Origin of the sequence: Lysobacter sp. Hz25, assembly GCF_046097045.1 — a bacterium.
Taxonomy (GTDB): Bacteria; Pseudomonadota; Gammaproteobacteria; order Xanthomonadales; family Xanthomonadaceae; genus Lysobacter; species Lysobacter antibioticus_B.
In genome coordinates, this window is record NZ_CP175666.1 from 5596013 (window position 1) to 5608815 (window position 12803).

Annotated in this window: 10 protein-coding genes; 4 read left to right on the forward strand and 6 right to left on the reverse strand. The window is 67.2% G+C overall.

Annotated elements, in window-relative coordinates; all coding sequences use genetic code 11:
- Positions 1-77: 77 nt before the first annotated feature.
- Together pgl and zwf are read right to left on the reverse strand one after the other, a co-directional pair.
- Positions 78-833 carry a 6-phosphogluconolactonase gene (gene pgl, locus ACKN61_RS23070; protein WP_408951405.1) on the reverse strand — a complete coding sequence of 252 codons (756 nt, stop codon included), beginning with the start codon at positions 831-833 and terminating at the stop codon, positions 78-80.
- A complete protein-coding gene (gene zwf / locus ACKN61_RS23075; protein WP_408951406.1) occupies positions 817-2334 on the reverse strand; it encodes a glucose-6-phosphate dehydrogenase in 1518 nt (505 codons plus the stop codon). Before zwf ends, pgl begins: the two co-directional genes overlap by 17 nt.
- 149 nt (positions 2335-2483) lie before the next feature.
- Here zwf and ACKN61_RS23080 point away from each other — a divergent pair, with 149 nt between their 5' ends.
- The 3 genes from ACKN61_RS23080 to nagA are packed head-to-tail and all read left to right on the forward strand — an operon-like array spanning position 2484 to position 5424.
- Complete coding sequence (locus ACKN61_RS23080) at positions 2484-3236, forward strand: GntR family transcriptional regulator (protein WP_057970638.1); 753 nt, start codon at positions 2484-2486, stop codon at positions 3234-3236.
- 35 nt (positions 3237-3271) lie between these two features.
- A complete protein-coding gene (locus tag ACKN61_RS23085) occupies positions 3272-4282 on the forward strand; it encodes an SIS domain-containing protein (RefSeq protein ID WP_408953897.1) in 1011 nt (336 codons plus the stop codon).
- Positions 4283-4290: 8 nt separating this feature from the next.
- A complete protein-coding gene (gene nagA / locus ACKN61_RS23090) occupies positions 4291-5424 on the forward strand; it encodes an N-acetylglucosamine-6-phosphate deacetylase (protein WP_408951407.1) in 1134 nt (377 codons plus the stop codon).
- 96 nt (positions 5425-5520) lie between these two features.
- Here the strand turns inward: nagA and ACKN61_RS23095 are convergent, their stop codons facing one another.
- The 3 genes from ACKN61_RS23095 to ACKN61_RS23105 all read right to left on the reverse strand — a co-directional run bounded on the left by ACKN61_RS23095 (position 5521) and on the right by ACKN61_RS23105 (position 8384).
- Entirely contained in the window at positions 5521-6411 is an 891-nt protein-coding gene (locus tag ACKN61_RS23095) for a DMT family transporter (protein WP_408951408.1), read from the reverse strand.
- On the reverse strand, positions 6408-7244 hold the full coding sequence (locus ACKN61_RS23100; protein ID WP_408951409.1) for a methyltransferase domain-containing protein: 837 nt from the start codon (positions 7242-7244) through the stop codon (positions 6408-6410). The genes ACKN61_RS23095 and ACKN61_RS23100 overlap by 4 nt, the downstream gene beginning before the upstream one ends.
- 564 nt (positions 7245-7808) lie before the next feature.
- Positions 7809-8384, reverse strand: a complete 576-nt coding sequence (locus ACKN61_RS23105; protein ID WP_408951410.1) for a GNAT family N-acetyltransferase — start codon at positions 8382-8384, stop codon at positions 7809-7811.
- Positions 8385-8680: 296 nt separating this feature from the next.
- Between ACKN61_RS23105 and ACKN61_RS23110 the strand changes: the two genes are divergently transcribed.
- Positions 8681-12373, forward strand: a complete 3693-nt coding sequence (locus tag ACKN61_RS23110) for an indolepyruvate ferredoxin oxidoreductase family protein (RefSeq protein WP_408951411.1) — start codon at positions 8681-8683, stop codon at positions 12371-12373.
- A gap of 177 nt (positions 12374-12550) precedes the next feature.
- Here the strand turns inward: ACKN61_RS23110 and ACKN61_RS23115 are convergent, their stop codons facing one another.
- A complete protein-coding gene (locus ACKN61_RS23115) occupies positions 12551-12799 on the reverse strand; it encodes a hypothetical protein (RefSeq protein WP_144436312.1) in 249 nt (82 codons plus the stop codon).
- Between the last annotated feature and the right edge of the window lie 4 nt (positions 12800-12803).

Below are 12803 nucleotides of genomic sequence, written 5' to 3' on the forward strand. Positions count from 1 at the left end.
GTTTGGAGCGAGAGAGACGGAACGTGGGACGGGAATCGGGAATCGGGAATCGGGAATCGAAAGCTAAAGCGGAGTCTTCAAGGACTCCAGTACAAGGTCGGCGTAACCGGCGCGCCGCTCAGCACCGAACGGATCGGCAGCGCGCTGCGCGGATCGCGCTGGGCGCCGTCGAGCACTGCGCGTTTTTTCTCGCCTTCGATGTGCAGGTACAAGGCCGGCGCGGTGAAGATCGCGCTGAGAGTCAACGTCATGCGCGGTTCCGGCATCGCCGCGGTGCGGATCGACATCACCGGTGCGCGGCCGCGCGGCTGCAGGCCGATTTCGCGCAAGGCCGGATTGTCGTAACCCAGGTCGGGGAACAACGAGGCCACGTGGCCGTCGTCGCCCATGCCGAGCACGGCGACGTCGAGCGGCAGGCCTTCGTTGGCGATCTTGGTCAGCACCGGCATCAGCGCCGCTTCCGGGGTTTCGGTCGGGCGGTACAGCGGCAACAGGCGCGCGACGGCGGCGTTGTGCTGCAACAGGAATTCGCGCAGCAGGCGCTCGTTCGAGCGCGGATGCTCCGGCGGCAGCCAGCGCTCGTCGATCGGCAGCACCGTCACCCGCGCCCAGTCCAGAGTCTGGGTCGACAAGGCCTGGAAGAAGCGCTTCGGCGTATTGCCGCCGGACAACGCGATGCAGGCTTCGCCGTGGCGCGCAAGCGCGCCGCGCAGATCCGCCGCGACCTGTTTCGCCAAGGCTTGCGCGAGTTGCTCGCCATCCTCGAACAGACGCTCGTGCAACGGCAGGGGCAAGGGTTCGATCACTTTCAGTCGCTCAGCCTGCATCTTCATGCCAGGTCCTCCCATCGCGTTCGATCAAGGCCACTGCGGCGCTCGGGCCCCAGCTGCCGGCGGTGTACGGGCGCGGCGCCTCGGCGCTCGCGGCCCAGGCGGCGCGGATCGGATCGATCCACTTCCAGGCCGCGTCGACTTCGTCGCGGCGCATGAACAGCATCGGGTTGCCGCGCACCACGTCCATCAGCAGACGCTCGTAGGCATCGGCCTGACGTCCGCCGAAGGCCGCGGCGAAGCTCATGTCCAGCGGCACGTGGCGCAGGCGCAGGCCGCCGGGGCCGGGCACCTTGTTCATCAGCCACAGCTTCACGCCTTCGTCGGGCTGCAGGCGCAGCACCAGCTTGTTCGGCGCCAGCCGGCTCGACGGGTCCTGTTCGGTGAGGTCTTCGAAGATCGAGTGCGGCACCTGACGGAAGGTCACCACGATCTCGGACGAACGCTCGGCCAGGCGCTTGCCGGTGCGCAGGTAGAACGGCACGCCGGCCCAGCGCCAGTTCTTCACTTCGGCCTTGATCGCCACGAAGGTTTCGGTGAGCGACTGCGCGCCGAGTTCCTGCGCATAGCCCGGCACCGCGCGGCCGTCGACCGCGCCGGCCTTGTACTGGCCGCGCACGGTGGATTGCGCGGCATTGCCGTTCTCGATCGGGCGCAAGGCGCGCAGCACTTTCAGTTTCTCGTCGCGGATCGCGTCGGCGGCCAGCGACGACGGCGGCTCCATCGCGACCAGGCACAGCAGTTGCAGCAGATGGTTCTGGACCATGTCGCGCAGCGCGCCGGACTTGTCGTAGTACGGCGCGCGCGATTCCACGCCGACGGTCTCGGCGACGGTGATCTGCACGTGGTCGATGTGTTCGGCCTTCCACAGCGGCTCGAACAAGGCGTTGCCGAAGCGCAACGCGGTCAGGTTCTGCACCGTTTCCTTACCGAGGTAATGGTCGATGCGGAAGATCTGGGTTTCGGCGAACACCCGGCCGAGCGCGTCGTTGATCGCGTCGGCGCTGGCGCCGTCCTTGCCGAGCGGCTTCTCGACCACGACACGGGTCTTGGGCCCGACCAGGCCGTGCGAGTGCAGGCGGTCGCCGACCACGCCGAACAGGTCCGGGCCGACCGCGAGGTAGAACACGCGGACGCGTTCTTCGTCGGGAAACTCGGCGGCGAACTCGGGCCAGGCGGCGTCGGAGCTGAGGTCGAGGCGGCGGTAGTACAGCAGCGCCAGAAAGCCGTTGAGGGCGTCGCCGTCGCGCGCCTGCTCGCCGGCGAAATTCTGCAGCGCCTCGCGGATCTTGCCGCGGTAGTCCTCGTCGCTGCGTTCGTCGCGGGCGATCGCGACGATACGGGTGCCGGCGACGATCTGGCCGTCGACATAGCGGTGGAACAAGGCGGGCAGGAGCTTGCGCAGGGCCAGGTCGCCGGTGCCGCCGAAAATCACCAGGTCGAACGGGGCCAGCGGCGCCAGATGCGGGGCGTGGGAGGGGGTCGGCACGGAGTAGACACTCATGGGCGGGCTCGGACAGGTCTCGTTAGGAACCATACCAGTAAAGATACCAGTAAGATACCACTTCGACAAATTATCCATTTTTCAATCATTTACGCAGGCGAATCAGACACTTGTTGCCGCCAGTGGTCTGCGACTGGTATCTTTTTGCCATGCAGCCCTACTTGGTCAGCGAGTTCCGCCGCCAGAGCGACGCCCGACGCGCGCCGGCTTATCAGCACCTGCGCCGGTCCCTGCAGCACGCCATCGAGAACGGCGAACTGACCGCCGGCCAGGCCCTGCCCGGCGAACGCGAGCTCGGCAAGCTGCTCGACCTGTCGCGGGTGACCGTGCGCAAGGCCATCGCCGGCCTGGTGGCCGATGGCCTGCTGGTACAGCGCCAGGGCGCCGGCACCTTCGTCGCCGAACGCATCGTCAAATCGTTCTCGCGCCTGACCAGCTTCACCGACGACCTGCGCGCGCGCGGGCTCGACCCGCGCTCGACCTTCCTCGAACGCAGCCTCGGCGAAGTCACGCCCGAAGAGGCAATGGCCTTGAACCTGTCGCCGGGCGCGGGAGTGATCCGCTATTACCGCTTGCGCACCGCCGACGGCGTGGCGCTCGCGCTCGAACGCACGGTGGTGCCGGCTTCGGTGATCGCCCATCCGGACTTCGTCGAGAACTCGCTCTACGAGGCCTTCGCCAAGCTCGGCATCCAGCCGGCCCGCGCCCTGCAACGGTTGCGCGCGATCGCCTTCGACGCCGAACAGGCGCGCTTGATGAACCTGCCCGAAGGCGCCCCCGGCTTGTTCATCGAGCGCCGCACCTTCCTCGACGACGGCCGCGTCGTCGAGTTCACCCGATCCTTCTATCGCGGCGATGCCTACGACTTCGTCGCCGAACTGCAGAGCGAACCCACGCCGTGACCACAGACACCCTGCTCGACGCCACCAGTACGCGCATGTACGCCGAGGCGCAGGAAGCCGGCGATGCCGTCGCCCGCCAATTCGCCGCCAACGCCGACGTCGTCGACGACCTCGCCGAACGCCTGCACAAACACCCGCCGCGCTTCATCGTCACCTGCGCGCGTGGCAGCTCGGATCACGCCGCCACCTACGGCAAGTATCTGTTCGAGACCCAACTCGGCCTGGTCACCGCCTCGGCCTCGCCTTCGGTCGGTTCGGTGTACGCGATCCAGCCAAAACTCGACGGCGCCCTGTTCGTGACCGTGTCGCAATCGGGCAAGAGCCCGGATCTGGTGCGCAACGCCGAGATCGCCAAGGCCGCCGGCGCCCATGTCGTCGCCCTGGTCAACGTTACCGATTCGCCGCTGGCGCAGATCGCCGACACCGTGCTCGGCCTGCACGCCGGCCCGGAAACCAGCGTGGCCGCGACCAAGAGCTATCTGTGCTCGTTGGCCGCGCTGCTGCAACTGACCGCGCGCTGGAGCAACGACGCCGCTCTGTTCAACGCCGTGCATGCCCTGCCCGACGGCTTGCGCGAGGCCTGGCGCCAGGACTGGTCGCCGCTGGTCGACGGCCTGGTCGATGCGCACAACCTGTTCGTGGTCGGCCGCGGCCTCGGCCTCGGCGCGGCCCAGGAAGCCGCGCTCAAGTTCAAGGAAACCTGCGGCCTGCACGCCGAGGCCTTCAGCAGCGCGGAAGTGCGGCACGGCCCGATGGCGATCGTCGGCCCCGGCTTCCCGGTGCTCGCCTTCGCCCAGGACGACGGCACCGGCGACGGCACCGTCGCGGTGGCCCGCGAGTTCCGCTCGCGCGGCGCGCCGGTGTGGCTGGCCGCGCCGGGCGTGCCCGGCGGCGACGTGCTGCCGACCGCGCGCTCGGTGCATCCGGCGTTGACCCCGCTGCTGACCGTGGCGAGCTTCTACAAGGCGGTCAACGCCTTGTCGGTGGCGCGCGGGCACAACCCGGACCTGCCGCCGCATCTCAACAAAGTCACCGAAACGGTCTGAGGCCCAGCATGTCCGCCACCGCCTTCGTCAACGGCCGCGTGCTCAGCGAGCGCGGCTTCGAGTCCGACCTCAGCGTCATCGTCGAGGAAGGCCACATCGTCGCGGTGGTGCCCGGCCCGGCGCCGAGCGGGGCGCAAACGGTGGACCTGCACGGCCAGTACCTGGTGCCGGGCTTCATCGACACCCAGGTCAACGGCGGTGGCGACGTGCTGCTCAACGACACGCCCACGGTCGACGGCATCCGTCGCATCGCCCAGGCCCATCGCCAGTACGGCACCACCGGCCTGCTGCCGACCCTGATCAGCGACGACGTCGAGGTGATGGTCGCGGCGATCGACGCCGTGCGCGAGGCGATCCAGCAGGGCGTGCCGGGCATCCTCGGCATCCACCTGGAAGGCCCCTACCTGGCCGCGGCGCGCAAGGGCGTGCACAACCCGAACAAATTCCACACCCCGGACGAAGCCGAACTCGATCGGATCGCCTCGCTCGGCGTCGGCAAGACCATGCTCACGCTCGCGCCCGAGCGCTTCGCCAACGCCACCCTGCAGACGCTGGCCGCGCGCGGCGTGCTGGTCTGCGCCGGCCACACCGCCGCCGACTATGAGCGCCTGCGCGACGCCTTCGCCCACGGCGTGCGCGGCGTGACCCATCTGTTCAACGCCATGACCCCACTCGGCAGCCGCGAACCCGGCGGCGTCGGCGCCTGCATCGAAGACCCGCACAGTTGGTGCGGGGTGATCGTCGACGGCGAACACGTCCACGACGCTTCGCTGCGCATCGCCATCGCCGCCAAGCCGCGCGGCAAGATCATGCTGGTGACCGACGCGATGCCGCCGGTCGGCGGCACGCAGGAAGACTTCGTCCTCTACGGCGAAACCATGACCTGCCGCGACGGCAAGTGCACCACCGCCGCCGGCACCCTCGCCGGCTCGGCGCTGGACATGGCCAGCGCGGTGCGCAACACCGTGCAGCGCCTCGGCCTGCCGCTCGACGAAGCATGCCGCATGGCCTCGACTTATCCTGCCGAATTCCTCGGCCTAGGACACGAGTTGGGACGCATCGCCCCGGGGTATCGCGCCGATTTGGTCGTATTGGACGACGGCTTGCGAGTGACGGGCAGTTGGATCGGCGGGTTGGCCTAATCCCTGCTCGCCCGCGTCGCTACGACCGAATCCAGCCGCAGCGCCCCCGATGTCAGCGCCGTATGTCGGCGATGCACTCGACGACGATGATCTTCCTCAATCGCCCTGCTCGATCGGATCGGCGCGCGATGGCTCGGCGGGCGGGCTGCGCGTCGTCGCCAGGAACGAACCCAGCAGCACCAGCACGAAACCGGCGCACATGCCGTACGTGAGCGGCTCGTGCAGCAAGGTCACGCCCAACAGCAAGGCCACCAGCGGATTGACGTAGGTGATGACGGTGGCCCGCGCCGGCCCCGCTTCGGCGATCAGTGCGAAGAACAGCAGGAACGCCAGCGCGGTGCAGACCACGCCCAGTATCGCCACGGCCCCGGCCGCCTCCACCGTGATCTGCGACGGCCACGCGCTGAGCACGAAGGGCACATAGGCCGTCGCCGCCAGCGCCAGCGAGGCGGCGATGACGCCTAACGGCGGCACATCGGACAAGTAGCGGCTGATGATGATCGGGCCGAGCGCATAACCCAGCGCGGTCGCCAGGGCGGCGGCCATCGCCCAACCGTTGGACACGTCGATGTCCAGGCCGACCAAGGCGCCTACGCCCGCCAGGCCGACGCAAAGGCCCAATAGCCGGCGGCCGTCCAGCTTCTCGTGACCGCTCAGGGCCATCAGGCCGGCGGTCATCACCGGCACCGTAGCGATCAACAAACCGGCGGTCGAACTGTTGATGCGGGTCTCGGCATAGCCCAGCAACCACCACGGGATGCTGATCTCGACCACGGTGAATGCGAGCAAGGGCCGCCAGTGAGACAACAGCGGCCGCAACGCGCCACGTGCCGCCGCGATCGGCAGCAACAACATCGCGCCGATCAGCGTGCGCCCGAACGCGACCGACACCGGCGAGATGTCGGCGACGGCGACTCGGATCAGCAGATAGGGCACGCCCCAGATCACGCCCAAAGCGAGGAACAGCCACCAGGCGCGCCGGCTCATCGCGTCCTCCGGGCGAGCACGTAGCGCCAGGGGGCTTCTCTGCCGTCGAAGCGCGACGCCCAGTCGACCTCGAAACCCGCAGCTCGCAGACGGTCGTCCAGCCCCGCATCCGACCACAGCACCACCCGATAATTGCCCGAGTCCCCGTGCTCCCAGAACTCGCCCTCGCCGAGCGGGTACGACAGCAGCAAGACACCCTCCGGGACCAGGGCCTGGGCCAGCTTGCGCAGCACGCCGTCCAGGTCGCTACGTTCGAAATGCTGCAGCACGCACAACATCAGGACGCCCGCATAACGGCCCTCGACCTCGTCCACGAGCAGATCGAACACCTCCGCGCGCCGACCGCGCTGGGCCTGGAATTCGCAGAAGGCCCGGGCCACATCGGTGCGATGCACGGGCACTGCGAGCGCCTCCAGGAAATCCGCATCCCATCCGGGACCCGACCCGATCTCGAGCACGCCATCGCCGGACGGCAGCGCATCGGCGAGCCGCCGCAGCGCCTCGGCCCCGGCCGCCGACGGTTGCGGCAACACCGAGGCGGCATAGTCGCGCGCGCATTTTTCGTAGGCGGCGGCGGTACGGCGGTTGTTGGACTGAGACGATGCCATCGGAACATCCTCTTGCAGGGTGCACTGTCGTCGACACGCCATATAAACATAGGAGCGGGCGCGATTGATGCGGCCGCCATGGAAAGCCGGATTCCGCGCAAGACCGAAGCGGCGCGATCGCGGCTCGCGCCGCTCCAACCCCGGAGCCGAGCCTCCAACCGTTGCCGTTGCCGTTGCCGTTGCCGTTGCCGTTGCCGTTGCCGTTGCCGAGATTTTGATCTGCATTGCCGCTTTGCCGCTTTGCCGGTCAACAGTAGACCCGGAGGGCGGCGCACAGGACGTGCGCCGTTTTCCGATAAGACAGGGACGTCTTATCGGAAAATCCCGGCGACAGCATCGCACTCGTGGCCTGTGCCCTTGCAAGGAGAGCCCTTTTCTTTGGTTAGCTTTCTTTTGGGCTTAGCAAAAGAAAGTAACCCGGCCGCGTGAGCGGACGGAAGCTCTGCACTTGCTTGTAGCTTTTTAGAAGCGAAGCAAGATCAAACGCCAAAAGCTTCCGCCACTAAAGCGGCGGGTTACTTTCTTTTGTCATAAGCAACAAAAGAAAGGTAACCAAAGAAAAATGCTTTTCTTTGAATCACAGGCCCGCACGAGCGGTGCATACGCGGGGCTTTTTCATACGGGACATCCTTGTCCCGATGAAAAACGGCCCGCATCCATGCGGGCCGCCCTCCGGGTCTTCTATTGCCTTCGCGAGTGCGGGGCTGCGCACAGCAACGGCAATAGCTAGAGGCTAGGGCCAAGCAACCTCGCGAGACCGAAGCAACGCGGTCGCGACTCGCCTCGCTCCTACCCTAAAGCCACCTTGCGCCGCTGCGCCTGCCAATCGCTGCGCAACAGCGCATACAAGGCCGTATCCGAAAACACCCCCTGCACGATCCAGCGCTCGCGCAGATAGCCCTCGCGTACGAACCCCTGTCGTTCGATGCTCTTGGTCGAGGCGGTGTTGCGCGGGTCGATGTCGGCTTCGATGCGGTTGAGGTCCATAGACTCGAAACCGAAATCGATCAGCGCCGGCAGGGCTTCGCGCATGTAGCCGCGCGACCAGGCCGACACGGCCAGGGCATAACCGATCTCGGCGCGGCGGCAGGGCGGGTCGAGATTGAACAAGGTGCAGGTGCCGATCAGCGCGCCGTCGTCGACCCGCTGCAGGCCGAGGCGGAGGAAGTGGCCGGCGGCCATCGCCTCGCGGTCGCGGACGATCTGCGCGTCGGCTTTCTCGATCGAATCCCAAGGCGGCGAGCTGCCGTAGCGCATCACTTCGGGATCGGCATAGATCGCCATCAGGGCGCCGGCATCGGCGGCGGCGAGCGGTCGCAACAACAGGCGTTGCGTGGTCAGGGTGACTTGGTCGAAGGCGCTCATGACGCGACTTTACTTGCTCGGCGTGACTTGCTCGGCGTGGCTCGGCTGGCCGACGCGGCGACCCGCAAGCCACCACCAACCCCACCCGACGGTCCACGATCCGCCCCGGTACGGAGGTGCGCATTCAGCGAGTTGCACTCGCCCTCTCAGTGACTCTTGTCCCACTGCCGGCCCGATTCCGCCCAGAGGCTATAATTCCGAGTCTTTGCTCGGGCCCCGGCGCGCCACCGCCGTCCCGGCCGGGATGCCGTCCCGCCCCGCCAGCCAACCCGCGGCACCGCCGCGAGAGCCCGCCCATGACCAGCACCGCAGAACTCAGCTCGCCTTCGTCGGCGAATACCGACCTGACCAACAGCGTCCTCGATACGGACTATTCGCTCGATCACAAGTACACCCGTCAGGAAGGCCGCATCTACCTGAGCGGCGTGCAGGCGCTGGTGCGCCTGCCGCTGATGCAGCGGCTGCGCGACCAGGCCGCCGGCCTCAACACCGCTGGTTTCATCTCCGGCTACCGCGGCTCGCCGCTGGGCGGCTTCGACCTGGAGCTGTGGCGCGCGCGCAAGTACCTGGAAGCCTCGGGGGTGAAATTCACCCCAGGCCTCAACGAGGACCTCGGCGCGACCATGGTCTGGGGCACCCAGCAGACCAACCTGTTCCCCGGCGCCAAGGTCGAGGGCGTGTACGGCATGTGGTACGGCAAGGGCCCCGGCGTGGACCGCACCGGCGACGTGTTCAAGCACGCCAATGCCGCCGGCACCAGCAAGTACGGCGGCGTCCTGGCCCTGGCCGCGGACGACCACGCCTGCCGCTCCTCGACCCTGCCGCATGGCTCGGAAGGCGAGTTCACCAGCGCGATGATGCCGATCCTGAACCCGGCCGGCGTCCAGGACATCCTCGACATGGGCCTGATCGGCTGGGCCATGTCGCGCTTCACCGGGCGCTGGGTCGGCTTCAAGACCATCGCCGAAACCGTCGAGTCCTCGGCTTCGGTCGACGTCAATCCGCTGGCGCTGAAGATCGTCACCCCCGACGACTTCGTCATGCCGCCGGGCGGCCTGAGCATCCGCTGGCCGGATCCGCCGATGGACCAGGAGATGCGCCTGCACCAGTACGCGGTGAAGGCCGCGCAGGCCTTCGCCCGCGCCAACGGCATCGACCGCACCGTGATCGATTCGCAGAACGCGCGCCTGGGCATCATCACCACCGGCAAGAGCTATCTCGACGTGCTGCAGGCGCTGGAATACCTGGGCCTGGACGAACGCGCCTGCTCCGACCTCGGCATCCGCGTCTACAAGGTCGGCATGACCTGGCCGCTGGAGCCGGTCGGCCTGCGCGCGTTCGCGCGCGGCCTCGACGACATCCTGGTGGTCGAGGAGAAGCACGCCTTCATCGAAAGCCAGATGAAGGAATCGATGTACAACTGGGACGGTGAGCGCCGTCCCTCGATCGTCGGCAAGTACGACGAGAGCGGCGAGTGGATCCTGCCCTCGACCGGCGAGCTGACCCCGGCTCGCATCGCCGGCGTGATCGCGCGCCGCATCCAGCGCTTCCACAACTCCGAGCACATGGAGAACGTGCTGCGCTGGATGGCCGAAAAGGAAAGCGAACTCGCCCTGCCGCGCGCCTCGTTCCCGCGCGTGCCGCATTACTGCTCGGGCTGCCCGCACAACACCTCGACCGTGGTGCCGGAGGGCTCGCGCGCGCTCGGCGGCATCGGCTGCCACTACATGGTCACCTGGATGGACCGCGACACCAACACCTTCACCCACATGGGCGGCGAAGGCGTGACCTGGTCGGGCCAATCGGCGTTCACCGACACCGAGCACGTGTTCCAGAACCTCGGCGACGGCACCTATTTCCACAGCGGCTCGCTGGCGATCCGCCAGTCGGTCGCCACCGGCGTCAACATCACCTACAAGATCCTCTACAACGATGCGGTCGCGATGACCGGCGGCCAGCCCGTCGACGGCACCCTGTCGGTGCCGCAGATCGCCCACCAGGTGCGTTCGGAAGGCGTGCATACCATCGTCCTGCTGTCGGACGACATCGCCAAGTGGAACAAGCGCGAGATTTTCCCCAGCGACATGGAGTTCCATGACCGCAAGGAACTCGACGCGGTGCAAAAGCGCCTGCGCGAGGTCAAGGGCACCAGCGTGCTGATCTTCGATCAGACCTGCGCGACCGAGAAGCGCCGCCGCCGCAAGCGCGGCAAGATGATCGACCCGCAGAAGCGCGTGATGGTCAACACCCTGGTCTGCGAAGGCTGCGGCGACTGCGGCAAGAAGTCGTTCTGCGTCTCGGTGCTGCCGAAGGAAACCGAGTTCGGCCGCAAGCGCGAGATCGACCAGTCGAATTGCAACAAGGACTACAGCTGCGTCAACGGCTTCTGCCCGAGCTTCGTCACCGTCGAAGGCGGCGGACTCAAGAAGAAGAAGGGCTCCTCGGCCAAGGACCGCCTGCAGAACCTGCCGGCGCCGCAGTTGCCGGCGCTCGACACGCCCTGGAACATCCTCATCACCGGCGTCGGCGGCACCGGCGTGGTGACGATCGGCGCCCTGCTCGGCATGGCCGGCCATCTGGAAGGCAAGGGCGCGAGCGTGCTCGACCAGACCGGCCTGGCGCAGAAGGGCGGCGCGGTCACCACCCACATCCGCATCGCCAAGACTCCGGCCGACATCCACGCCGTGCGCATCGCCGCCGGCGAAGCCGACCTGGTGCTCGGCTGCGACATGGTCGTGGTCAACGACTACTGGGCGCTGTCGAAGGTGCGCGCCGGCCGCAGCGCGGTCGTGCTCAACACCTACGAAGCCATGCCGGGCACCTTCACCACGCGTCCGGACATGCAGTTCCCCGCCGCCGACATCGTCGCCGCGGTGCGCCAGGCGCTGGGCGGCGAAGAGCCGCTGCTGGTCGACGCCACCCAGCTCGCCACCGCGCTGCTCGGCGACGCCATCGCGACCAATCTGTTCATCCTCGGCTACGCCTGGCAGCGCGCGCTGGTGCCGATCTCGTTCGATGCGCTGATGCGCGCGGTCGAGCTCAACGGCGCCGCGATCGAGATGAACAAGACCGCGTTCGCCTGGGGCCGCCTGGCCGCGATCGACCCGAAGACGGTCGCCGAAGCCGCCGGCCTGGTGCGTAATGCGCCGACCGCCGCCGAAGCCACGCCGCACGCCCTGCCGCACCTGGCGCCGGGCGAATGGGAAGGCAACGAATGGGGTGCGACCTCGGCCCCGCGCGCGACCCGCAACGAAGACGAACTGCGGCATGTGCCTGCGAACGCCGACAGCGACAACGTCGCCTTCCTGCCGCTCGACGACCTGCGCCTGTCGCGTTCGCTCGACGAACTGATCTCGCGCCGCATCGCCTTCCTGACCGAGTACCAGGACGCGAACTACGCCAAGCGTTACGCCGAGTTCGTCGCCAAGGTGCGTGCGGCCGAGCAGGCCAAGGCGCCGGGCTCGACCGATCTGACCGAGGCGGTCGCGCGTTATTCGTTCAAGCTGATGGCCTACAAGGACGAGTACGAAGTGGCGCGCCTGTACACCAGCGGCGATTTCCAGCGCAAGCTGGAGCAGCAGTTCGACGGCGACTACAAGCTCAAGTTCCACCTCGCCCCGCCGTTGCTGGCCAAGAAGGACGAGCAGGGCCGCCTGATCAAGCAGGAATTCGGCCCCTGGGTGTTCACCGCGTTCAAGTGGATGGCGAAGTTGCGCAAGCTGCGCGGCAGCAAGCTCGATATCTTCGGTTACACCGAAGAGCGCAAGATGGAGCGCCAGCTGATCGCCGACTACGAGCAGACCGTGACCGGCCTGCTGGCGACCCTGGACGGCGGCAACGTCGATCTCGCCGCCGAGATCGCCAGCGTCCCCGAGCACATCCGCGGCTACGGCCACGTCAAGGAAGCGCACCTGCACAAGGCCAAGGAGCGCGAGGCCGAGTTGCTGAAGGAATACCGCAATCCCTTGCGGATCGTGCAAGCGGCCTGAAGCTCGCCGGCATGAAAACAAAAAGCCCCGCATGCGGGGCTTTTTTGTTGCGCGGGGCTTTTTGTTGCGCAGACCTTTTTGTTGCGCGGGCCTTCTTGTCGCAAGACCTTCATCGCACCGATGAAGACTTATCGCGACGACTTATGGCGAAGTCTTATGGCGAAGGCTTATGGTTCTTCAGCTGCTGAAGCGGCGATCGATCTCGCTCGCCAGGTCCTGCACCTTCGACGATTCGGTCGGCATTTCCGATTCGTGCTGCGAGGCGCGGACCAGTTCGATCCGCGCCGCTTCCAGGGTGGGATCGTGATAGTGCGCGATCGTGAAGCGGCGCCAGTCCTGCTGCGTCGCCATGCCTTCCGCCAACGAGCGTAGAAACGTTCCGAACGCGTTGCGCGTTTCCTGCATATCCGTAGAGATCATCGTCATGGCC